A 23,546-nucleotide genomic window follows, 5' to 3' on the forward strand; every position below is an offset into this window, starting at 1 on the left:
TAACTAAAGCGCCCTATTCAGACTCGCTTTCGCTACGGCTCCGATTCTTAAAATCTTAACCTCGCTAGTAAAAGTAACTCGTAGGCTCATTATGCAAAAGGCACGCCGTCACCCAAAAGGGCTCCGACCGCTTGTAAGCGTATGGTTTCAGGGTCTTTTTCACTCCCTTATTCAGGGTTCTTTTCACCTTTCCCTCACGGTACTGGTTCACTATCGGTCTCTCAGGAGTATTTAGCCTTAGCGGATGGTCCCGCCAAATTCACACAGGGTTTCCCGTGCCCCGCGCTACTCAGGATACTACTAAGTATTTGATCTTTACTTATACAGGGCTATCACCTTCTCTGGCCTGTCTTTCCAAACAGTTCTAATTCATTACAAATCCTATCTCGTAGTCCTACAACCCCAAACCGGCCGTAACCGATTTGGTTTGGGCTATTCCGCGTTCGCTCGCCACTACTAACGGAATCACTATTGTTTTCTTCTCCTATGGGTACTTAGATGTTTCAGTTCCCCACGTTCGCCCATCTTACGATGTGACATGTCTTCAACATGCCGGGTTGCCCCATTCGGAAATCCACGGATCAACAAGTATGTGCCTCTCCCCGTAGCTTATCGCAGCTTATCACGTCCTTCTTCGCCTCTGAGAGCCTAGGCATCCCCCATACGCCCTTAATTAGCTTATGTCTTATGCTTTAATTTGCTCTTAGTTTTTTTCTTTACATCACACAATTTTACAATCATGTGTGCTCGTTTTTTCTCTAAATCAATATGTCAATGAACGTTGTGGCCTTAAAGACCTTGTGGAGAATACCGGAGTCGAACCGGTGACCTCCTGCGTGCAAGGCAGGCGCTCTAGCCAGCTGAGCTAATTCCCCGTCTTATAAAGTTGACCGTAGCCAAATATTAGTTGACAGTAGCACAACTTCTAAAATTTCCTTATTCAATATAAAATGAACTTATTTCGTAGTCTCAGGCAGACTCGAACTGCCGACCTCTACATTATCAGTGTAGCGCTCTAACCAGCTGAGCTATGAGACTTCGTTAGTAAAAATCAATTGCCTAATAAAACAATCGATCCCTTAATATTTAATTGACAGCCGAAAAACTAAAATCAACTCCTTGAATAAAAACCTTCTGAGTCGTACCATTTCTAAATTCTCTAGAAAGGAGGTGTTCCAGCCGCACCTTCCGGTACGGCTACCTTGTTACGACTTAGCCCCAGTTACTAGTTTTACCCTAGGCCGCTCCTTGCGGTGACGGACTTCAGGTACCCCCAGCTTCCATGGCTTGACGGGCGGTGTGTACAAGGCCCGGGAACGTATTCACCGCATCATGGCTGATATGCGATTACTAGCGATTCCAGCTTCACGGAGTCGAGTTGCAGACTCCGATCCGAACTGTGACCGGCTTTATAGATTCGCTCCTTATCACTAAGTGGCTGCTCTCTGTACCGGCCATTGTAGCACGTGTGTGGCCCAGGACGTAAGGGCCGTGATGATTTGACGTCATCCCCACCTTCCTCGCGGTTTGCACCGGCAGTCTTGCTAGAGTTCCCGACATTACTCGCTGGCAACTAACAACAGGGGTTGCGCTCGTTATAGGACTTAACCTGACACCTCACGGCACGAGCTGACGACAACCATGCAGCACCTTGTAATCTGTCCGAAGAAAACTCTATCTCTAAAGCTGTCAGACTACATTTAAGCCCTGGTAAGGTTCCTCGCGTATCATCGAATTAAACCACATGCTCCACCGCTTGTGCGGGCCCCCGTCAATTCCTTTGAGTTTCATTCTTGCGAACGTACTCCCCAGGTGGGTTACTTATCACTTTCGCTTAGCCACTCAGACCGAAGTCCAAACAGCTAGTAACCATCGTTTACGGCGTGGACTACCAGGGTATCTAATCCTGTTCGCTACCCACGCTTTCGTCCCTGAGCGTCAATCAATTGTTAGTGATCTGCCTTCGCAATCGGTATTCTGTGTAATATCTATGCATTTCACCGCTACACTACACATTCTAACCACTTCACAATGATTCAAGACCTACAGTATCAATGGCAATTTTACGGTTGAGCCGCAAACTTTCACCACTGACTTATAAGCCCGCCTACGGACCCTTTAAACCCAATGATTCCGGATAACGCTTGGATCCTCCGTATTACCGCGGCTGCTGGCACGGAGTTAGCCGATCCTTATTCGTAGAGTACCGTCAGAGCTCTACACGTAGAGCGGTTTCTTCCTCTATAAAAGCAGTTTACAACCCATAGGGCAGTCTTCCTGCACGCGGCATGGCTGGATCAGAGTTGCCTCCATTGTCCAATATTCCTCACTGCTGCCTCCCGTAGGAGTCTGGTCCGTGTCTCAGTACCAGTGTGGGGGATCTCCCTCTCAGGACCCCTATCTATCGTCGCCTTGGTGAGCCGTTACCTTACCAACTAGCTAATAGAACGCATAGCCATCTTATATCGATAAATCTTTAATACTAAACTGATGCCAATTCAGCATACTATGGGGTATTAATCCAAATTTCTCTGGGCTATCCCCCAATATAAGGTAGGTTCTATACGCGTTACGCACCCGTGCGCCGGTCGTCAGCAAGATTGCAAGCAATCTCCTGTTACCCCTCGACTTGCATGTGTTAAGCCTGCCGCTAGCGTTCATCCTGAGCCAGGATCAAACTCTTCATCGTTTATTCTTAAATATTATCTATCTAAAAACAATACAACACAGAATTAATCGGTTCTTATCTCAATAGATGATTCTAGTCTTTCGATTTAATTTATTTGCTTCGATTCTCAGTAATAAAACCAAAAATCGTACGCGCTGTCAATCAATATGTCTATGAACTTCTTTAGATTCAAATGCCACTATTAATAGCATCCTAAAACTTCGTCATTACTAAGGGAATCGAACCCTATTTTTAGCTAGCCAAAACCAACCCTAAACCATTGTAATTTCTCTTATGAACTTCGCTTCTCTCTCTCAAAGCGGGTGCAAATATACAACCCCTTTTTTATCCACCAAAACTTTTTTGAAATATTTTTAAAAAGTTTTTTTTCGAAGCTGTCAATGAACATTACTAAACTACATCTACCCTCAAATCTCTTCCCCGTTTAGCGGCTGCAAACATACAGCCTTTTTAATTACCAACAAGACTTTTTTAAAGTTTTTTTAATCTTTTTTTAATCTAAAAACTCAACATCCTAATACACCATTACTTACAACTAAAAAAAATATTTACGCCTTCACAATTTTCACAACAATGGATTTACTAATAGGTGTATTACTCTTGTCTGCAAAGTGATTATAAGGGACCAAAACATTTGTCTCGGGGAAATATGCGCCCAAATTACCTTTTGGAATATTGTAGGGAATCGCTAAAAAGTTAATTGCTTTTCGTTCTACTCCATCATATTGACTTATCAAATGAACAACATCAAATTTTTGCAATGCATGCTCCCGCATGTCTTGTTCATTCATAAATACTACTCTTCTTTCATTATACACTCCCCTATACCGATCATCTAATCCATATATAGTAGTATTAAACTGATCATGGGATCGAATCGTCATTAACAAAAACTCATCTTCTTTTATTTGATGATCCGGCAAACTGCATATACTAAATTGTGCTTTTTTATTGGGTAGTTTACTAAAATCTAAATCTCTTACATTATTAGGAAGATAAAAACCTACTCCTTTTGAGCGATCATTAAGTTCTTGAAACCCGTTAACCACTTTTTCTATTTTCTCTCTTATTAGCTCGTAATCGGTTGATAATCCTTCCCAATCTACCACATGCTCATTTTTGAAATATGCTTCTGCAATTCCACCAATAATCTCTGGCTCACTTTTAAGATTACCAGAAGCAGGAGGCAGCATCCCTTTTGATCGATGTACTTTTCCCATACTATTTTCTACTGTAAAAAATCTTGGTCGACCTTCTTTTATATCTTGTTCTGACCTGCCTAAAGTCGGTAAAATCAATGCAGTTTTTCCCGCAACCAAATGTGTTCTGTTTAATTTGGTACTTATATTCACGGTTAGATTACAATTAAATAAAGCTTGGGCCGTATATTCGGTATCGGAAGCTGCAGACAAAAAATTACCTCCCAGTGCAATAAACACTTTTGCTTTTCCTGTATTCATGGCTTCTATGGCATGCACCGTATCCAACCCTTCCTTGTCTGGAGGCGTAAACCCAAAGGTATTTTCAATAGCCTCATTGAGCGCCGGTGATACATGATGCATAATCCCAACGCTACGATCCCCTTGTACATTGCTATGACCTCTTACCGGACAAGTTCCTGCTCCAGGTTTACCCAAGCTTCCTTTCAGCAATAGAAGATTCACACATTCTTTAATATTCTCTACTCCATTTTTATGTTGGGTGAGCCCCATTGCCCAGCAAATAATAATTTTCTTTTTGTGCGCTAGCAGATCAACCGCTTGGTCAATTATCTTTTCTGAAACACCACATTGCTCTAAGAGCTCCTGATCAGAATACATATCCACATCCTTTTCTAATGCTTCATATCCTTGGGTATACTCTTTGATAAATTCATGATCAACAACTCCTCCTCGCTCTTTCTCTAATCTTATCAGTTTTTTAATCATCAATTTCAATAGTGAAACGTCTTGATTTATTTTTACCTGAAGATGTATATCGGTAAGAGCTGTACCCGATGCCAGAACCCCTTTAATTTCCTGAGGGTTTTTAAACCGTATTAAACCTGCTTCTTCTAAAGGATTAATACTAATCACTTTGCCTCCATTTTCTTTACATTTTTGCAATGCAGATAGCATTCTGGGGTGATTCGTTCCTGGATTTTGCCCAATCACCATTACCACCTCAGCTTTTTCAAAATCCTCTAGTTTTACTGAGCCTTTGCCAATCCCCAAAGTTTCTTTTAATGCGACACCACTAGACTCGTGACACATATTTGAGCAATCCGGCATATTATTGGTTCCAAAAGCTCTTACAAAAAGCCCATATAAGAATGCTGCTTCGTTACTTGATCTTCCGGAAGTATAAAACACTCCTTGATCTGGATAATCCAGGGCATGCAGTTCTTCTGCGATTAAGGCAAATGCATCTTCCCAAGAAATAGGCTCATAATATATAGAATCAGGCCGCAACACCATAGGCTCTGTTAATCGTCCACTTTTGCCGATTTGATAGTCTGACCATTGGGACAGTTCTTCTACTGAGTGTTTTGCAAAAAAGTGTTGATCTACTTTTTGATTGGTTGCCTCTTCGGCTATGGCTTTCACCCCATTCTCACAATATTCCCCCAATCTTGAAGGTTTGTCAGGATCAGGCCAGGCACAACCAGGGCAATCAAATCCATCTTTTTGATTCATTTTACCAAGTACCTGAAACGACTTTGTGACTCCCATTTCTTTGAAAGCGTGTTGAAGAGCCACTTTTACCGCTGGTAATCCGGCAGCATAGACAGCAGGTTCTTTTACTTTGATTCCTGTAAATGATGTAGGCCCTAAAACGGATATATTTCTTTTATTAATGATGCTCATGTATCTTGATCTAAATAAAATGTGAGGAATACCAAAGATACATCTTAATCCCATATCTGCGCCAGGGATTGAAGTGAAAATCCCGGATCTGCCAAACGCAGACCGGAATTGAAACGGAAAGCCCGCCCGGGCGCCCTAAAACATTATAAAAAGAAGTTCCACACCAATCCAAATCGAATCACAGCATCTCTGTAGGCATAACCGGGAGCAGAAAATTCATTGTTTTGACTAAAGGCTTCGGAAAAGTTTTCTACTTTAAAGAAAATTCGGGTTTGCCTAACCTTGGCATTAAAAAAGAGGTCAATTTGAGGGAAACCACCAATCTCCTGGTCGTTTTGAGAATAAAATTCGGACAATACAGGATCGTATGCATCTCCATTATAGGCCGAGAAATATTTGAACGTAATCCCTGTTTGTAGAAACAACGCATTGTTCTTAAACCAATGGTCTTCGTAAAACAAACTATTGCGAGTTATGATCTCTGGCACATTATATATCTGATCTCCACCTTGCACACTCTGATACATCACAGTATTCTCTAACCCAATCTTACCAAACTTAAAAGCGTTGGTTAATTTTACCTTTAGCACATCGATATTGTCCACTGCTTGTAGAGGAACCGTGATCGAATCTGCGTCTTTGGCGAAATAAGTAAAATTCTTAATCGTACTGTAACTCGCCTCGATATTGGCAATGTTTTTGGCTTTTATGTTAAGCGATATTTTTTGTGTTTCGGTATTCTCGAAATCATTTTGCCAATTGTAATTGACATAATCGTTTTGATATAACAAGAAGTTATAATTAGGTGCAACAGAATTAGAACTAATCTTCGCTTGTAACCCATACTTCTCATTTAGTTGGTAACCAGCCCCTGCATTCACATAATGCCCATCAAAATCACCCGACACCAAGGTCATTCCATCTGCAAAAAGCTCAAAGCCTTTATAGTTATTAGTATACTGCCCACCTACCGAAAAAACATCTCCTTTTATTCTGTTGGTGATATTAACTGGATTCCCTTCAGAATCGACCTGGCTAAGAATACTATTATACCCATAATTATAATTAGAGCTTCCTCCGATCACTCTGAGGTTCCCTAACCATTTATTATCAAATTCTAAAAATACCTGATTGCTAAAATCTTCGAGCGCAACCTTATCTGATAGTGCTCCACTTTGATACGCTTCTCCAAAAATGTTCCTGGGTGCAATCGCCGCCTGATCAAACTGGAAAGATTTATCGGTAAGATCCATAATATGTCCTATGGCTAATCCTGTCCCACTACTATCGGTTCTTTTCAGTATTTCAAATTGGTGATTGAGATAAAACCGTTTCCCCAAAAGGATACTTTCTGCATTTTCAAAATTAACAGTAATTGAACCTCGATCTGCAAACTCAGCTTCCTCTCCTACAAATTGCCCTTGTGCCAAATATTGGTCAATCCCCTCCGGAGAAAGCCCCCCATTCTCTTCGTTTAATAAATCCTGAGAAACGAAATGTGTTTTTATCCGATATCTTTCGTTTTTGGTGATATAGCTTAAAGTAGATCGGAAATTTCCGGTACTCGTCAAGGCGTGTTGATATTTACCCAACGATCTCACCCCTTTGTAAGCGATAGATAAGTTTAGTCTCGGTGAAGTATTTACAGTAAAAAACGCATCTAATTGTTGCCCTTGTTCAAAAGTGGTCTTAAAATACAATTCGGTAAGTGGAGTAGGCACCTGATAATAGTTGATATCATTGGCCTCCATAAAATTAAAATGTCTTGCTCTTGCTCCAAATAATGGCAACAAATGATCTCTTTCTTCTCTTTTTGCTAGGCTATTATAAGTTTGTCCAACATTATTGATAGGCAATAGTTCAAAATCGTCTCTTCTGAGGTAGTTGAATTGATAATCTTTTTGCAAGGTAAGTGTAGTATCTACAAAAGTAGTATCATTTTGCACAGAAATGATCTTATAAGCTGTAATCGGTGGTTTTTGCTTTTTATCTTTGGACCGACTAGATGAATTGCGAATAGATCGCTCATCTAAGGTCTGCCCATTTTCTGTTTCATTCTGGTTTCTTTGCTGAGCCCACTGAGCAGCACTATAGATTAATAAAAGTACTAATATTATGTTTTTTCTCATTAGCGTATTTGAACTGTGGCAAAAATATACTTTTTTAACGAAAGTAAATGATAGTCATTGTCTGATTTAGACGATTGTTATTTTCAATTTTTAAAAATAGTTTTTCCGAAGTTCAACACATCCTGTATCTTCGCAATATGCTTACATTGAAATTAAACACTGATCTGTTAGAATGCGGCACAGATGAAGCAGGGCGTGGTTGCCTTGCAGGACCGGTTACTGCTGCAGCCATCATTCTTCCAGATGATTTCAAAAATAAAATTCTAACTGACTCCAAACAACTTAGCGAGGCAAAAAGAAAATCTCTAAAACCTCTATTAGAAGACTGTTGTGTTACCTATGGTGTTACACATATTTTTATGGATGAAATCGATAAGATCAATATTCTAAACGCTTCTATTCTTGCTATGCAACGGTCTATAGAGCAATTAAACCCTCAGCCCGAACATATTGCAGTAGATGGAAATAAGTTCAAACCTTATCATAATATCCCACATACTTGCGTTATAAAAGGTGACGGCAAATATTTAAACATAGCAGCGGCTTCGGTATTAGCCAAAACCTATAGAGATGAATATATGGAGAAAATCCACGAAGAGTTCCCGATGTATAACTGGAAGAAAAACAAGGGATACCCTACTAATGAACATAGAGAAGCAATTCGAAAATATGGAATCACAAAATACCATCGCAAAAGTTTCAGATTACTTCCAGAACAATTAACACTTGATCTTTAAATAATTATATCTTTGAAGCAATTAACAAACCACTGTTTTTATTCAAAATTTACTCGGTTATAAAGAGGTCTAAAAGCTGAATTTTTTAATGTTGACATATCAAACCAGGAATACAAATCGAATTTATATGATGAAAAGAATAATTAGCATTCTACTAATTTTTATTGCTATTTCTTGTGATACCACCCCAAAAAAATCCAATTCTTTAATTGAGTATATCCCCAGAGATGCTCAGGTAATTATTAAAATCAATAACCTCGATAAATCATCAAGTTCACTTAGAGACAATCATTTTATCAAAACCAACAATCAATTAGCTTTTATTCAATATTTCAAAAAGTTATCCATTTTGGATCAAACCCATAAGAATGAAGGCTTGCTATGTTTTTCACCCAGAGGAAAAAATGATTTTGAATATACGTATGTTTCTAAATTTGATCCTCAACTCATTGAACAGGACTCCATCCATAAGAAAAACATCAAAACCATAAACTACGATGAGCATGTAATCTATGAAATCACCACAGGAGGAGATAATTATTATGCCACCAGACAAGATAGTATCCTTATTGCTTCTTCTTCTCAATTATTGATCGAAAATGCTATTCGGATACAAGCCAACCCATTACCTATAGACAGTGATTTACAAAAAGTATATAATGTATCTGGCACAGACAACAATTTGTCTGTATTGATCAATGGTAAAAAACTTAAGAGTATTCATAATTCTTTATTACCCAAAACCACACTAGAGGATCTGGGTAATTTTAGTGGCTGGACCTCTCTTGATGCAACGATCGAACAAAATGCTATCAAATTTGATGGAATTGCTGTCGAAAAAGACTCCTTATCCAGCACGATCGGGATTTTTGACAATACTATTCCGCAAACCAACCGACTTTCCAAAATTACTCCTACAGGAGCCAAAGGATTCATCTCTTATACCTATGATGATTTCCTGACCTTAAAGAATAATTTATCCAGGGCTCAAGACAGAGATGTTGAGGATATCCCTAATCAATTAGATGAAGTATTTGCAGGAATCTCGGAGATTGGTCTTGTTTTTCTGGAGAAAGAAAAGGTTTTGGTTTTGAATGCTATCGACGGCACCTCAACAGCAGAAGAATTAAATGGAGAAAAAGCAGATACCTACAGAAACATTTCCATTTTTCGCTACTCTGATGCTGCCATTTTTTCGCAGGTTTTGCATCCACTAGTGCAGGATTTTGAAGGTAAATTTTACTTTGTAAAAGATGATTTTGTGGTCTTTGGAAGTTCTATGAGCGCTTTACGAGATATCATTGCTAACGTACTAAATCAGACACTGCTGGACCAGCAAGGATATTACAGCAGTGCTGTGAATGGATTATCCAATGAAGCTTCTATTCTTGCCGTGAGCACCATTAAAAATATAAAAGAATACGTATCTGCAAACGCCAAAGAGGATTACCAAAAAGAATTAGAAGATGTAAAAGACAAAGGGTACGAGATAGGAGCTTTACAAATTATCAAAGAAAATGATTTCGCCCATATCCATGGTATCTTGCAAAAAAATGCGGCAAAAGGGTCTGCTACTTCTGTCTCTCAGGCAGCTTCGACTACCTTGGAAAATAAAATTCTGAACACTCCCGTTCTGGTAAAAAATCACCGTAGTAAAGGCATGGACGCCACCATACAAGATATCGACAACAATCTATATCTGATTTCGGATAAAGGATCCATATTCTGGAAAAAACAAATCAACGGGGAGATTTTGGGAGAGATACAGCAAATCGATATCTATAAAAATGGAAGATATCAGCTTCTTTTCAATACGGCCAACACTTTGTATCTTGTTGACAGAGATGGAAATGATGTTGCTCCGTATCCAAAGAAGTTTGATACCCCTATTACGCAACCGCTATCTTTATTCGACTATGACAAAAGTAAACGATACCGAATCGTAATCACCCAGGGGAATCAGGTAAAAATGTTTAATGCCGAAGGAGATGTCGTGACCGGATTTGGTTTTAAAGGCACTGAAACCGATATTATTCTCCCTCCGAAGCACATTAGAATTGGCACCAAAGATTATTTACTTTTTGCAGAGAAAAACGGAACGCTTTCTATATTAGATCGATTAGGAAGACCTAGGGTAACTGTAAAGGATAAAGTTGATTTCTCACAGAATCAATGGTATCAATATCAGGATAAATTTACTTCTACTACCAAGGATGGGAAATTGATTCAAATCCTAACGGATGGTAGTGCGGTCACCCAAAACTTGAAACTTACAGGTGAGAATAGTGGAATGGTGGCCACCAACAAGACACTAGTCACTTTTTCTGAAAACAAACTGTCTATCAAAGGGCGAACGATAGAATTGGAATACGGTGTATATACGAAACCACAATTATTCTATATCAATAATAAGATCTACGTGACCATTACTGACACTCAAGCAAAAAAGGTGTTTTTGTATGATAGTAATGCAGAATTACTACCTAATTTCCCTGTGTATGGAAACTCTGTTATCAGTATGGGGAATATGGATAAAGACCCAAATCTAGAATTTGTTGTACAAGGTGAAGACAATAGTATATTGATCTATCAGATTAATTAAATCAAAATACTTACAATATAGCACACCGAAGTTGACTTAGTTAGCTTCGGTTTTTTGTTGGATCCACTCCGCTTCAAAAAGAGTTTTGAAATGCTTAAGCAGTTTTTCTTTCACCTCTTCTACAGAGATGCTTTCCTTGCCTAATTCTACATTTAGAGAAGTAACTGCTTTCCCTTTGATACCACAAGGAATGATATTGTCAAAATAGCCAAGATCCGCATTTACATTGAACGCAAACCCATGCATGGTCACCCATCTGCTTGCTCGCACCCCCATAGCACATATTTTACGTGCAAAGGGAGTTCCTACGTCAAGCCAAACACCCGTTTCACCCTCACTCCTTATACCTACGATTCCATACTCTGCAAGAGTTAGGATAACCATCTCTTCCAGAAAACGAAGGTACTTATGAATATCGGTAAAAAAATTATCCAAGTCCAAAATAGGGTATCCTACGATTTGTCCTGGTCCATGATAAGTAATATCTCCTCCTCTATTTATTTTATAGAAAGTAGCACCTTTTTGAGACAACTGCAACTCATTGAGCAGAAGATTACTCATATCCCCGCTTTTTCCTAAGGTATACACATGTGGATGCTCTACAAACAGGAAATAATTAGGTGTTTCCAAACCTGCATCTTCTCTTCGATTTTTAACTTTGATATCTAAAATCTCACGGAAAAGTTCTTCCTGATAATCCCAGGTCTCTTTGTAATCCTTATAACCTAGCTCCTGCAGTTGTATCTTCTTGTTCATTATTGCAAAGATACAATGATGGCGTCGTATTCTTTATGGATTTTAACAAAATCTCATGATTTTGGGTTATTCAGTATCACTAATGCAGCGATTACCCCAGGAACCCAACCACAAATGGTAAGTAGTAAAACAATTATTACAGAACCACACCCTTTATCAAGAACCGAAAGGGGTGGAAAAAAATGGCTAATAAAACCCTCCAAAAACTCATAAATAATAATAAAATTTGATTGATGTATACTTATAGGTAGTACAACTTCATATTCTGTTACAATGTTATAAAATTAATCTCTATATTTCTGTTTTGTTTTTGACAACAACCCATGAAATTTCAGAATTACCTTCTTATCGTCCTTTTATGCTTTCCCTTTATTGGGATTGGGCAGTATCAATTTACAGGAGAAGTAGACAAAGACAATTGGCCAGAAGCAGTCTATCTTTCTCTTATCGAAGATTACCGAAAACTATCCGGAGTTTATCCGGAGCAGATTATACAAAAAACACAACCTGACTCTTTGGGCGCTTTTATTTTTGTTGGAGATCATTTACCCAAAGGAAATCATATCTATAAAATACAAACACATAATTGCTCGGGTACCGAGGAAGACAATGTTCATTTTGACGGTTTTTGCCCTAAGAGCAAAGAAATCCTATTCATTGCAAAGAATACAGATACTATAGCACTACCTTTTTCTTTTGATCAAGAAATGTTTTGCAAAGTAGTCTCGACCAATCAAAAAAGTGATGCATTTATCAAAATCGATTCGCTGATTCATGAAATGCAATATGCTTTTGGAAAATATCGAAGTACTACTAGTCAAAAAATAAATGCCGCCAAGTGGTTGACGACCTTACAAGATTATGCACAAGAACAAAATGAACCGTTATTAGAGCTTTATGTGTATAGTTTTTTATCCAATAAGAGCAACGAGCTTCATAAGTACTATTTGGAGGATCTAAAGCAAAATGTCTATTACGATGAATTGCTCGATAGATTACAACAACAATATCCAGAGAGTCCTTACACCGAACAATATCGCATGGAATTAGCTTCAGACAGATTTTTGTCGAACCCAGAGGAACATACTGCAAAAAAACCATGGTTACCTATTATTGCTATCCTTTTACTTCTTTCAGTAGTGCTCAATTTATTTCAACTTTATCATCATCGCAAGAAAAAAGCGGTATCCCATCTTCTAAAAGAACAAAATCTTACGCCTCAGGAGCAAAAAATTCTGGAACTCATCCTACAGGATAAAACGAATAAAGAGATTGCGACTACCATATTTGTGAGTGTTAGTACCGTAAAAACACACATTAACAACCTCTATAAGAAATTAAACGTTGCCTCCAGAGAAGAAGTTAAATCACTATATACCAGTAGCTAGCAAAATTTCCACCCCGGGTCTAGTCCCGATTTCGACCCCAGTTTCTTCATTTTTCCCTTTACAAAACCTCAATTTTGACGTGTTCATTTCTATAGAATGTACTTGATCAATTTATGTATTAATCTAAAAATTAAAAGATGAAAAAACTTATGTTACCTACTATGTTAGCACTATTTCTAATTTTTACTACTTCTTGTAAAGACAAAGCAACCGACAAAATACAAGCAGAAAATCTAGAAATAGCGGCTAACAACAGTCTAAAAATTGCAGACTTGCCAGTAATGACATTTTCAAAGGTAAGTCATGATTTTGGAACCATAAACGAAGGAGAAATCGTAAAGCATCCGTTTACCTTTACTAATACTGGTAATGCTCCTCTTGTTATTATTAGCGCCAAAGGAAGTTGCGGATGTACAGTTAGTGATTGGCCAAAAGAGCCTATTGCACCAGGTGCTGTGGGGACACTTTTGGTTACTTTTAACTCGAACGGAAAGCCAAATCTACAAACCAAACAGGTTACGATAACAGCGAATACCGAAAAAGGAAAAGAGACCTTGAAAATCAAAGCCATGGTCACTCCAAAAAACAAATCTGGACGTTAATTTCGACATCAAAAAACGAATCTTAATCCCGTCGGTTGACGGGATTTTTTGTTTTGAAATATTCCTTAAATTTTGAAAAGCAGAAATCTTTAAAATTGGGTTTCCCGAAATTGAAAGATTACCACATAGTTCGTATCTTTGCCAGCTTAAAACGGCAGAATTATGCAATTATCAGAACAAGAACTTGTACGACGAGAAAAATTAAATGCGCTGCGTAATTTGGGAATCAACCCTTATCCAGCTGCTTTGTATCCAACCGATCACACTTCAGAAAAGATCAAACAGGAATTTACCGAAGGTAAAAAGGTGGTGATTGCAGGGCGACTAATGTCTAGACGTATACAAGGAAAAGCTTCTTTTGCAGAATTACAGGATGCCGATGGAAGAGTGCAAGTATATTTCAATAGAGATGAGATTTGTACTGGTGAGGATAAAACGCAATACAATGAAGTTTATAAAAAACTTCTTGATATAGGTGATTTCATAGGTGTAGAAGGTGAACTATTTACCACAAAAGTTGGTGAAAAAACAGTAATGGTAAAAGATTTTACGCTATTGAGTAAAGCGTTACGACCATTACCACTGCCTAAAACAGATAAGGACGGAAATACTTTTGATGAGTTTAACGATCCAGAATTGAGATATCGCCAACGCTATGCGGATTTGGTGGTTAACCCACAGGTAAAAGATGTTTTTGTAAAGAGAACCAAGCTTTTTAATGCCATGCGGGACTTTTTTAATGACCGAGGGTATTTTGAAGTAGAAACCCCAATTTTGCAACCGATCCCTGGAGGTGCTGCGGCACGTCCTTTTGTCACTCATCACAATTCTTTGGATATTCCTTTGTATATGAGGATTGCCAACGAGTTGTATTTAAAAAGACTTATAGTTGGAGGCTTTGACGGGGTATATGAGTTTTCCAAAAATTTCCGTAATGAAGGAATGGATCGCACCCACAACCCAGAGTTTACTGCTATGGAGATCTATGTTGCTTACAAAGATTACAACTGGATGATGGATTTTTGTGAGCAGTTATTAGAGTTCTGTGCGATTGCGGTAAACGGTACAACCAAAGTAACTTTTGGAGATCATGAAATTGATTTTAAAGCGCCTTATGCCCGTGTAACCATGACCGATGCTATCAAACATTTTACAGGTTTTGATATTACGGATAAAACTGAAGATGAGATTCGTAGTGCAGCCAAAGAAATGGGTGTAGAAGTGGACGATACTATGGGTAAAGGAAAGCTGATTGACGAGATTTTTGGAGAAAAGTGTGAAGGCAATTATATCCAGCCTACCTTTATCACAGATTATCCAAAGGAAATGAGCCCTCTGTGTAAGGAGCACCGAGATAACCCAGAGCTTACCGAGCGTTTTGAATTAATGGTGTGCGGAAAAGAGATCGCTAATGCATACTCTGAGTTAAATGATCCTATCGATCAACGAGAACGTTTTGAAGATCAATTAAAATTAAGCGAAAAAGGAGATGACGAGGCTATGTTTATTGATCATGATTTCTTACGAGCTTTAGAATATGGTATGCCTCCTACTTCTGGAATGGGAATTGGTATGGATCGTCTGATTATGTATCTTACCAATAATCAATCAATACAGGAAGTCTTGTTTTTCCCGCAAATGCGACCAGAGAAAAAAGCCGTAACCCTTACCGAAGAGGAAAAAGCGGTAGTATCTATTTTGAAAAGCGCTTCTCCTATTGATTTGAATGAATTAAAATCAAAATCAGGATTAAGTAATAAAAAATGGGACAAAACCATTAAGGGATTAACCAAAAACAAATTAGCTAAAGTAGACAAAACCGAAGAAGGATTACTTGTCGAGCTTTTGTAATTGATTAACCCCTTTTATAAAACAATTTGAGAGATGGCTTTGGTACGATGTACCAAAGCTATTTTAGTTTTTACTCGCAACTAGAACATCAGCTTCCCATACACCTTCTTGTGTAAGGTTGCCTTCACTGTCATACGATTTTCCTTTACCATTCCTGAAATTATTTTTCCATTTCCCACTATACTTGGTACCGTCTGACCAATACATGGTTCCTTTACCATGGCGTAAGTTATTTTTGAAAGATCCTTCATAACGATCTCCATTGGGCCAGGTATACGTACCTTTTCCAGAAATTTTATTGCTCCCGAAACTTCCAGAATAGGTAGCTTTATCAAACCACACTACATTTCCTTTCACTAAATGTCCCTGAGAAATCTCTACATCATAATATGCTCCCGCATGGGTAAATTTATGCCATCCGTTTGGTAATTGGTTGATCCCGCTTGAAACTGGATAATTTAGCTCTTGTGCTTTAACTCCCAGCGCTCCGACAAGGAGTAAACCTATTAGTATTAATTTCTTTCCCATAATATTTTTTTATAATGGGTCGATAAACACAAGCTCCTACTTACAGATAACCTACTTATTTTTTGCAATTTAACCGTAACAAAAAAAGGAAGTGCTATGATAAAAACACTTCCTTTTCCCCCTTTTAAAAACAAATCCTAACTATACGAAACTGTTTTCCCTACAGTTTCTGTATAATTTTCTTGAGCAATGGTATCTATAAACATCCATTGCGCTTCTGCCGTACCAGAAGTAAATATCACTTTGAGATATCCTCTCCTAGAGGTATCTGTATATTGTAAATCATCAATTAATGTTTGAAGTGAAAATTCAAATCCACCTACTTGGTCACTTTCTATACCCGCAAAACTTTCAAACCCCGGCGAAGTGACCGATGATGTAGCAAACTCCACCCCGACTTCATCTCCTCCTGCGTTTTTAAGCACGTTGTACCATGCATTATGGGTGTCTCCAGCCAAACAAACCATTTTCTTTCCGTTTAACATTTCAAAAAGCTGCTCTCTCTCGGTAAAATACCCATCCCAAGCATCAAGGTTGTACGGTAGTACAGTTCTAACTCTGGTAATTTCTTCGGTAGTAAGTGTAACATCTCCCGCCAATAATCTCCCTTTGATTTCGGTGAGTTGAGCTAAAGACCCCTGGAATCTCGCTGCCGTCTCTTCAGAAAGGGTACCTGCTGCTCCTATTTCTGCAACTACCTGTCCAAGTAGGATTAACAATTCTGCTGGCATAAACATTTTACCCATCAAAACTTGCTGTCCAAACACTTGCCACGAAGCACTACTAGCACTTATTGCCCCAGACAACCATTGTTTTTGGTCTGTACCTAAAAGTGTTCTCCCCGGATTCAATAAAGCAATCTGGAAAGCTTCTCCATCTAATGCTCCTGTAGTGAAATCAAAAAAGTCGTTGTATGAAATTTGTTTATCTCTTCCTATAATTCGAGTATCCAACATATGCAGGCTAAGAATAGCTCCAAAATCAAAAGTTCTATAGATTTTGGAAGGATCGGTAGTTCTTACCGGAAGAAACTCGCTATACACCTGAATAGCGGTTTGTTTCCTCACTTCGTATGAACCTTCAGACTCTTGATGGTTTTCTGCTCCATCTTTGTATGCATCGTTGGTTACCTCATGATCATCCCAAACACAAATGAAAGGTTTTTTCTGGTGAGCTAATTGCAATTGCTTATCGCTACGATATTGTCTGTATCGCTCTCGATAATCTTCTAAACTAAGAATTTCGTTTGCAGGTTCATGTACTCTATCCAGTGCTACCGTATTTTCGTTGGTACCATATTCTCCTTCTCCGTATTCGTAGATATAATCCCCCAAATGTACAATCACATCAACATCAGAATTTGCCATAGCACCATAGGCATTAAATAATCCTGCGGCATAATTAGCACAAGAACACACCGCTAGCTTAATATTATTTACAGCATCTCCGGCCCCTGGCAAAGTAATCGTCTCTCCAGTAACCGAAACTGTTTTGGTATCAATATTGAAGAATCTGTAGTAAAATTTAGCATTGGATGGCAAATCCTGCACATCAATAGCTACGGTATAATCATTTGCTTCAAAAGTTCCAATCTCGCCACTTCTTACTACATTCTCAAATGCATTGTCGGTGGCTACCTGCCAATTCAATGTAATTCCATCTACTGGTGAAGTTTTTGCAAAGGCTTTGGAAACCGGAGTAAAACGCGTCCAAATAATTACGCTTGTATTGGTAGGATCAAAACTACCCACACCTTCAAAAAAATTATCGGTTACCAAATCTGGAATGGGGGTGATTGGTAAATCATCATCATTATCACAACTTACATATATTGGCGCCAACATAAGACCTCCCGTGGCCAAAAGGGATTTTTCGAAAAACTTTCTTCTGTTCATAGTATGCTTTTTTTAATGGCATAAAGGTATTTTCACTCTTGTAGCTGAAGGTTATGCTTGAATTAAATAAACCTTAATTGTTAGGTCATCAAGTTTACCAGATTGTAAGGTCAAAAAAATACGTCGTATTGGTGTTTGATAAGAATCTGCTATATTTGAGTGATTTAAAACCAAATGACCATGCCTTTTATCACAGACGAAGAATTACAGGATCTTAAAACTCAAGTTGAACAAGCCGAAGAATCAAAACGCAGTTCAGAATATATGCGGGACAAAGCCGTGAAGGATGAAAAAGAAAATTCTCGTAAGTTCAAAATTGCAACGATTATCCTTGGTATTTTGGCGCTACTAGGAATTGCGGGTACTGTTTACTTTATGAACTTCAATACTCCGGCCAACATGATATCCCAAAAGGATCATAAAGAGAAAGTAGGGGTATTAGAAAATAAAATCACAGAATTAGAAGGCACACTTCAAAATCTTTCTATGAATCAAGAATTACAGGCAGAAGATTCTGGAGACGCTGGTACGTTGGATGACAAAGTAGTATATGCAGTTCAAATAGGTGCTTTTGAGGAGAAAAACCTATCCCTATACTCTGACAACTTTGTTAATTTCAAAGAGATTAAAAGCGAAGGCTTTAATAAATATGCCCTAGGTAATTTTGAAACTCTTAATGAAGCAAAGAAATTCAGAAGAGAATTAGTAAAATTAGGATTCAGAAATGCTTTTATAGGTTCGTATCAAAACGGAAAACGGGTAAAAATAGAAGAAGCCTGGTAGGTAACACATAAAAACAAAAAGAGGTTGACAACACGGATATATCAACCTCTTTTTTTACAATCAATCAACTCAATCAAAAGATCAGACTCTAACCACAACATATTGTCGACCTGTTCTTTTGTAATACACTCCTTGGTGTTTGTAATATTTCACCCCTCTTACTTTAACTACTTTATAACCTCTTGGCAATGCAGCCACTCTAACTCCTACTGGAGCAGTAACCACTCGATATCCTCGATTTCTTTTTACATACCACACTCCATTACTTCGATAGTATCGTACATTGTTATGTACCACCACCTTGGGATGATGCAATTTGGTCACTACAACAGTATTAGCTGGCTGCACCCTTACCGCAGTTGCACAAGAAGTTGATAAAAAAGAAATTAATAAAACAACAAGCCCCGTTTTTAGTACCATTTTCATATCCTTAGTTTTTATCATTTACTTCTTAGACAGAAAATTTGTACAAAGGTTTAATGCTATTGCTCTTTTTCTACATATTCTTTGATAGAAACACCATCAATAACTACATCACTAAGCACAGATTGCCCTTCTTTAATATGTACTTTACCATATACATCGTGATGCACACTCGTTCTATTTACTTTTCTATAGGCCTCTTCAGCATCGTATGCTTTGGATTCCTCCATATAATATCTATTAAACGGCAACTCAAAATTTACCACTCCATTATAATTACCAGTCACTTTGGCTAGCACAAAGTCTTTATCAATATCCAATTCGGTCTTGCTTATTTGTACTGTCTTTGCAAATCCATTTTCATCCTTATCGATATACACTTTGATTTCATCTCCATAAACAATGGTAGTGTCCTTTATCTCAAAGGAGTTCATTTCATAATGAAGTGTAATGTATTTCCCTCTGAATGGATCTGAAGGATCGATAGGCATCGTTCTAAATTTGTATAACTCCCCTGATTTCAAAATATCCTCTTGCTCATAGATCATTTGAACGGGTATAAAAATTTGAATTAGTGCCAATACTATAAATCCTATGAATAAATGTATCGTCTTCATAATTGTAAATCTTTTAATTGTTTTTTAATTCGTTGTTGTTTTTTCAGCATCATATAATTGGTCACAAAAAAGCCAATCCCTACCAAAACAAACAACACTCCCCTTAACACGAAACTCATCCCCGTATCAAAAAAACGACAAGCAATAAGAATTGAAATAATTAGTAATCCATAATTAAGGATTCCGAAATTAAACTTATTCGCTCCTATTCTTATGGCAGATATTCCTAATGCAAAAGCCAAAGCATTCATTAAGACCACCGGCACCACTTCTAATGATGAAAGAAAAAAATACACAATCGTAAACAGCACAAATGTGATCTGAAACAAATTGATTTGGCGAATTCCTTTTTTTATGAAATGATAAATAACAAGCCCAAATGCTATCAAAAAAAGTGCTGCGCTGATATACATCTCCTGTAAACCATACTGAAATTTGAGTGGTAACTCCTCCCATAACCATCGAAATGTAAATGTCAATAAGAATGAAACCGTTCCTAATGACCCAATAATCAAGTACCCATTTCTTAAGGTTCTTAAGGATTTGAATATCTCCAATCGACCTATATTATAAAGCAACCCATAAAATGTGATATAGGCTACTAGTATTAAATCTCCTTTATCACCAATAATAGTGGGTAGTGCAATTGCAAAACTTATTGGCAAAATCCAATTAAAAATGGTAACTACGTTACTTAAAAGCTTTTGTTTTAAAAGGATTACATAATGTGGAATCACCAACAACATAAACAGTAGGTACAGCCAAGGTGTTTGATGACTTCTGTAGTTCCAGAAACCAACTTCTGCTGCATAGTACGTACTCCAAATGACCACAAGTATTGCAATCATATGGGATCGCAACACATAAATTAATGGAAGACACAATGCTATCCACACCAAAAGGAATGAACTGATGTTACCCGGTATGTTATAAATCTGACTCACCAAAGAAATACAAGCTCCAACGGCAAAAAACAAAAACGTCCCCGAAGCCTCTCTCCAGGTTGCAGATTTATCTTTCAGAATCGAAAACCCTACAAAAAACTGCCCTATAAGTAAAGGTATAAAGGCTAATACTGTTTTTGTAATTCTCGAAAAATCGTCCCAATTATGTGCTAACATTAGAATAATTCCTGATCCTATCAGTAGTGCTCCTAAAACCCCAAAAATGGTAAATAATCTATTCGGTTTACCAATATCTTTTGTGGCGTAGTATTGTTCTATCTTATCTGCGAGCTCTGGCGAAATGACCTTATCTTTTACCAAAGTTTTAAGCTCTTTATTAAATCTCGAACCCATGATATAAAATTGTTTAGTTATAAATGTAAGTAAAAAGACAGCTGCTGTTACACAGCTGTCTTTCAAATCATCAAAACAAGGAGTTGACCTCCCAATCTTATCTCACTTTTATTTTTTGATCCACGAGATAAGCACAACTCCTTCTTTTGATTTTAAGCATTTCCCTTGCTTTCGATGTATTTCTTATCTCTGGTATTTTTTTGCACTGCAATTGCCGCAAATAAACTTAAGGTAAAGGACATCCCGTAAAAACCTTTTTCACTCAATTCTAAATCTGAATTCCACAAACCAATAATCAACAACAAAATAGAAGTAAGTGTTGTGAACCAACTAATACCATAATAAATTTCGGTTACTGGGATGCCCTCTAATCTATCCCTTACACTTTTTTGCACGGACACTGCCGAGAATAATCCAAATAATAAAATTGTAAAATAATATCCTTTCTCGTTCAGAAACATATCGGCGTTCCATAAACCAATACAATAGGATATCATACCGATGAACAACGCTGCCCATGATGCTGATATGAAAGCAGGCGTTGGTTTTTGATCGTAAACTTTAGATTCTTTGTTTTCTGATGTTTGATTCATCGTATCCTCAGAAACATCACTACTAAATTTGTAATCCATAATAAATTGATTTTGATGATTTTTTCTGAGACAAAGGTGGGCTAATCTGATGAGGCACAAAACTCTATTTTGCAAAAAAACTTACGATATATAAATTATAATTTTCAAAGTAAACTTTTATTATACTATATTTATAACAAATTTTACTTACGATATAATGAGTGTTATTTCTTCTATAATCCAAACCTTTTCTGAGGAAGAGAAGCGAAGTTTTGTTGCATTTCTCAAGAGAAAAAACAAAAGGAACGACACCAAAAACATCGAATTATTCAAGCTTTTGGATACCAATGAAGAAGTAAAAGACCTGGATATTTTGATCTATGGAAAACGATCCAAAAATGCTTATCACGCATTAAGCAAAAGACTGCATGATAATCTCATAGATTTTGTCGCCTCAAAAAGCTTTGAAGGAGAAACTTCAGAAGAGATGGAGATTTTAAAGCTGTTACTATCCAGTAGAATTTTCTTTGAACAAAAGCAAAATAAAATTGCTTTCAAAACCCTTCAAAAAGCAGAACAAAAGGCAAAAACATACGATCTGTATACAATTTTAAATGAAATATATTATACCAAAATTCAATACGCGCATTTAAGTTCATCCCTGCATCTCCCCGATTTGATTCACGATTTCAGAAAAAATAAGACTTCTATCCAGGAAGAGGAAAACCTTAATTTATTCTATGCAACCGTACAAAACCAACTGCATCAACAGCATGGAGATTTTAATACGGTGATCAAAAGCACTTTATCACAATTCGGAATTTCGGTTACTCAGGATCTAACGTTTAGGTCACTGTTCAAAATTTTGGAAATCACAAACAAAGCAGCACAAGAAACCAGAGATTATTTTACCATCCTACCTTTTGTAGAAGAGGCCTACAGTAAAATCATGGATAAAGAAGAGTTGATCGACAAACACTTGTTTTATCATATTCAGATTCTGTATTATGTGGCTAATGCTTATTTCAGGAATAAAGACTTTAACACCTCTATGCATCATTTATCGCAAATGAAAGAACAGATGCTAAAGCATCAGAAAAAATATTATCGTCGATTTTTTCCGCAATATACGCTACTACAAACCTTAAATCTAAATTATACTGGCGATGGAGAAAGGGCTATTGATATTCTGGAAAACTTTGAAGAACATAAATACAAAGAACAAGTTACTTACTTGTTAGATCTTAAACTAAGTCTTATTGTATTTTATTTTCAACAACTTCGATTTAGAGATGCTTTGAATGTTTTTAACAGTCTATATCATAGTGATACCTGGTATACACAAAAAGCCGGAGTACTTTGGGTTATCAAAAAGAACTTAGTCGAAATCCTTTTACGCATCGAATTGGACCATATTGATCTTATAGAATCACGAGTAAATAGTTTTCGGCAAAAACATGGCACCTACTTAAAACAGCACGGAGAAAAACGAGCCCTAGAATTCTTAAAACTTATTCTAGAATACTATAGAAAACCAGAAGTGATTGCCACCGATTCTTTCCGATCAAAAATTAAACAAGCGCTTATTGATTCCCGACGGGAACAGGAGGATATTTTTGAGATGAGCTTTTACGCCTGGTTACAAGCAAAAGCACATAATAACAACTTGTATAGAATCACATTAAAGTTATTAGCGCAAACCTGACCAAACACTATTCATCAAATTAACAGCATTCTATCATGCTTTAACCAATATTTCACATAAGCGCTTATGCAATTTTATTACCTTCCGCCGTTCAAAAAAATCATTCTATGAAAAGAAATATACTT

General features: G+C 37.4%; 16 protein-coding genes, 2 tRNA genes, 2 rRNA genes and 1 pseudogene (1 of these 21 cut by a window edge). 7 read left to right on the forward strand and 14 right to left on the reverse strand.

Annotated elements, in window-relative coordinates; genetic code table 11:
* From AC0L3Q_RS20195 to AC0L3Q_RS20220, 6 genes are all read right to left on the reverse strand, one after another.
* Positions 1–684: ribosomal RNA gene (locus AC0L3Q_RS20195) — 23S ribosomal RNA — on the reverse strand; it reaches 2,136 nt to the left of the window's first position.
* Positions 685–801: 117 nt separating this feature from the next.
* Positions 802–875 (reverse strand) — tRNA-Ala (locus AC0L3Q_RS20200).
* Positions 876–964: 89 nt separating this feature from the next.
* Positions 965–1,038, reverse strand: a tRNA-Ile gene (locus tag AC0L3Q_RS20205).
* Positions 1,039–1,163: 125 nt separating this feature from the next.
* Positions 1,164–2,689: ribosomal RNA gene (locus tag AC0L3Q_RS20210) — 16S ribosomal RNA — on the reverse strand.
* Together the 16S and 23S rRNA genes with 2 tRNA genes alongside form the textbook arrangement of a ribosomal RNA operon.
* Positions 2,690–3,237: 548 nt before the next feature.
* Entirely contained in the window at positions 3,238–5,535 is a 2,298-nt protein-coding gene (locus AC0L3Q_RS20215) for an FdhF/YdeP family oxidoreductase (protein WP_473282355.1), read from the reverse strand.
* 143 nt (positions 5,536–5,678) lie between these two features.
* Positions 5,679–7,664: a putative porin gene (locus AC0L3Q_RS20220; protein ID WP_473282357.1), complete on the reverse strand. Its 1,986-nt coding sequence runs from the start codon at positions 7,662–7,664 to the stop codon at positions 5,679–5,681.
* A gap of 137 nt (positions 7,665–7,801) precedes the next feature.
* Here AC0L3Q_RS20220 and AC0L3Q_RS20225 point away from each other — a divergent pair, with 137 nt between their 5' ends.
* Both AC0L3Q_RS20225 and AC0L3Q_RS20230 read left to right on the forward strand, forming a co-directional pair.
* Positions 7,802–8,401, forward strand: coding sequence for a ribonuclease HII (locus AC0L3Q_RS20225; RefSeq protein WP_473282359.1), 600 nt, complete (start codon positions 7,802–7,804; stop codon positions 8,399–8,401).
* Between the two features lie 127 nt (positions 8,402–8,528).
* Entirely contained in the window at positions 8,529–11,003 is a 2,475-nt protein-coding gene (locus tag AC0L3Q_RS20230; RefSeq protein ID WP_473282361.1) for a hypothetical protein, read from the forward strand.
* A 36-nt stretch (positions 11,004–11,039) separates the two neighbouring features.
* Here the strand turns inward: AC0L3Q_RS20230 and lipB are convergent, their stop codons facing one another.
* Together lipB and AC0L3Q_RS20240 are read right to left on the reverse strand one after the other, a co-directional pair.
* Positions 11,040–11,759, reverse strand: a complete 720-nt coding sequence (gene lipB / locus AC0L3Q_RS20235; protein WP_473282363.1) for a lipoyl(octanoyl) transferase LipB — start codon at positions 11,757–11,759, stop codon at positions 11,040–11,042.
* Positions 11,760–11,812: 53 nt separating this feature from the next.
* Positions 11,813–11,970, reverse strand: a pseudogene (locus AC0L3Q_RS20240) (YqaE/Pmp3 family membrane protein).
* 112 nt (positions 11,971–12,082) lie between these two features.
* On the opposite strand from AC0L3Q_RS20240, the gene AC0L3Q_RS20245 reads away from it, so the two are divergent.
* The 3 genes from AC0L3Q_RS20245 to lysS all read left to right on the forward strand — a co-directional run bounded on the left by AC0L3Q_RS20245 (position 12,083) and on the right by lysS (position 15,600).
* Entirely contained in the window at positions 12,083–13,147 is a 1,065-nt protein-coding gene (locus AC0L3Q_RS20245) for a response regulator transcription factor (RefSeq protein WP_473282365.1), read from the forward strand.
* 137 nt (positions 13,148–13,284) lie between these two features.
* Complete coding sequence (locus AC0L3Q_RS20250) at positions 13,285–13,749, forward strand: DUF1573 domain-containing protein (protein ID WP_473282367.1); 465 nt, start codon at positions 13,285–13,287, stop codon at positions 13,747–13,749.
* 162 nt (positions 13,750–13,911) lie between these two features.
* A complete protein-coding gene (gene lysS / locus AC0L3Q_RS20255; protein ID WP_473282369.1) occupies positions 13,912–15,600 on the forward strand; it encodes a lysine--tRNA ligase in 1,689 nt (562 codons plus the stop codon).
* Positions 15,601–15,663: 63 nt separating this feature from the next.
* On the opposite strand, the gene AC0L3Q_RS20260 is transcribed toward lysS, so the two are convergent.
* Both AC0L3Q_RS20260 and AC0L3Q_RS20265 read right to left on the reverse strand, forming a co-directional pair.
* Complete coding sequence (locus AC0L3Q_RS20260; protein ID WP_473282371.1) at positions 15,664–16,128, reverse strand: hypothetical protein; 465 nt, start codon at positions 16,126–16,128, stop codon at positions 15,664–15,666.
* A gap of 137 nt (positions 16,129–16,265) precedes the next feature.
* Positions 16,266–18,023, reverse strand: a complete 1,758-nt coding sequence (locus AC0L3Q_RS20265; RefSeq protein WP_473282373.1) for an alkaline phosphatase D family protein — start codon at positions 18,021–18,023, stop codon at positions 16,266–16,268.
* A gap of 180 nt (positions 18,024–18,203) precedes the next feature.
* Here AC0L3Q_RS20265 and AC0L3Q_RS20270 point away from each other — a divergent pair, with 180 nt between their 5' ends.
* Positions 18,204–18,806: an SPOR domain-containing protein gene (locus AC0L3Q_RS20270; protein WP_473282375.1), complete on the forward strand. Its 603-nt coding sequence runs from the start codon at positions 18,204–18,206 to the stop codon at positions 18,804–18,806.
* A gap of 81 nt (positions 18,807–18,887) precedes the next feature.
* Here the strand turns inward: AC0L3Q_RS20270 and AC0L3Q_RS20275 are convergent, their stop codons facing one another.
* From AC0L3Q_RS20275 to yiaA, 4 genes are all read right to left on the reverse strand, one after another.
* Positions 18,888–19,232 (reverse strand): DUF6515 family protein, encoded by a 345-nt coding sequence (locus tag AC0L3Q_RS20275; RefSeq protein WP_473282377.1) that lies wholly within the window; start codon positions 19,230–19,232, stop codon positions 18,888–18,890.
* Between the two features lie 56 nt (positions 19,233–19,288).
* The gene (locus AC0L3Q_RS20280; RefSeq protein WP_473282379.1) at positions 19,289–19,846 is read right to left on the reverse strand and encodes a GDYXXLXY domain-containing protein; all 558 of its coding nucleotides are present in this window, start codon (positions 19,844–19,846) and stop codon (positions 19,289–19,291) included.
* Positions 19,843–21,144: a DUF2157 domain-containing protein gene (locus tag AC0L3Q_RS20285; RefSeq protein WP_473282381.1), complete on the reverse strand. Its 1,302-nt coding sequence runs from the start codon at positions 21,142–21,144 to the stop codon at positions 19,843–19,845. Before AC0L3Q_RS20285 ends, AC0L3Q_RS20280 begins: the two co-directional genes overlap by 4 nt.
* A 152-nt stretch (positions 21,145–21,296) precedes the next feature.
* Positions 21,297–21,776, reverse strand: a complete 480-nt coding sequence (yiaA, locus tag AC0L3Q_RS20290; protein ID WP_473282383.1) for an inner membrane protein YiaA — start codon at positions 21,774–21,776, stop codon at positions 21,297–21,299.
* 157 nt (positions 21,777–21,933) lie between these two features.
* On the opposite strand from yiaA, the gene AC0L3Q_RS20295 reads away from it, so the two are divergent.
* Positions 21,934–23,421, forward strand: a complete 1,488-nt coding sequence (locus AC0L3Q_RS20295) for a hypothetical protein (protein WP_473282385.1) — start codon at positions 21,934–21,936, stop codon at positions 23,419–23,421.
* Positions 23,422–23,546 lie beyond the last annotated feature (125 nt).

Source organism: Aquimarina sp. KJ22-3 (assembly GCF_055808215.1).

Bases quoted from the DNA above. Each gene is read 5' to 3' on its own strand.
- AC0L3Q_RS20215 (WP_473282355.1), bottom strand. From the start codon at position 5,535: ATGAGCATCATTAATAAAAGAAATATATCCGTTTTAGGGCCTACATCA.
- AC0L3Q_RS20220 (WP_473282357.1), bottom strand. From the start codon at position 7,664: ATGAGAAAAAACATAATATTAGTACTTTTATTAATCTATAGTGCTGCT.
- AC0L3Q_RS20225 (WP_473282359.1), top strand. From the start codon at position 7,802: ATGCTTACATTGAAATTAAACACTGATCTGTTAGAATGCGGCACAGAT.
- AC0L3Q_RS20230 (WP_473282361.1), top strand. From the start codon at position 8,529: ATGATGAAAAGAATAATTAGCATTCTACTAATTTTTATTGCTATTTCT.
- lipB (WP_473282363.1), bottom strand. From the start codon at position 11,759: ATGAACAAGAAGATACAACTGCAGGAGCTAGGTTATAAGGATTACAAA.
- AC0L3Q_RS20245 (WP_473282365.1), top strand. From the start codon at position 12,083: ATGAAATTTCAGAATTACCTTCTTATCGTCCTTTTATGCTTTCCCTTT.
- AC0L3Q_RS20250 (WP_473282367.1), top strand. From the start codon at position 13,285: ATGAAAAAACTTATGTTACCTACTATGTTAGCACTATTTCTAATTTTT.
- lysS (WP_473282369.1), top strand. From the start codon at position 13,912: ATGCAATTATCAGAACAAGAACTTGTACGACGAGAAAAATTAAATGCG.
- AC0L3Q_RS20260 (WP_473282371.1), bottom strand. From the start codon at position 16,128: ATGGGAAAGAAATTAATACTAATAGGTTTACTCCTTGTCGGAGCGCTG.
- AC0L3Q_RS20265 (WP_473282373.1), bottom strand. From the start codon at position 18,023: ATGAACAGAAGAAAGTTTTTCGAAAAATCCCTTTTGGCCACGGGAGGT.
- AC0L3Q_RS20270 (WP_473282375.1), top strand. From the start codon at position 18,204: ATGCCTTTTATCACAGACGAAGAATTACAGGATCTTAAAACTCAAGTT.
- AC0L3Q_RS20275 (WP_473282377.1), bottom strand. From the start codon at position 19,232: ATGAAAATGGTACTAAAAACGGGGCTTGTTGTTTTATTAATTTCTTTT.
- AC0L3Q_RS20280 (WP_473282379.1), bottom strand. From the start codon at position 19,846: ATGAAGACGATACATTTATTCATAGGATTTATAGTATTGGCACTAATT.
- AC0L3Q_RS20285 (WP_473282381.1), bottom strand. From the start codon at position 21,144: ATGGGTTCGAGATTTAATAAAGAGCTTAAAACTTTGGTAAAAGATAAG.
- yiaA (WP_473282383.1), bottom strand. From the start codon at position 21,776: ATGGATTACAAATTTAGTAGTGATGTTTCTGAGGATACGATGAATCAA.
- AC0L3Q_RS20295 (WP_473282385.1), top strand. From the start codon at position 21,934: ATGAGTGTTATTTCTTCTATAATCCAAACCTTTTCTGAGGAAGAGAAG.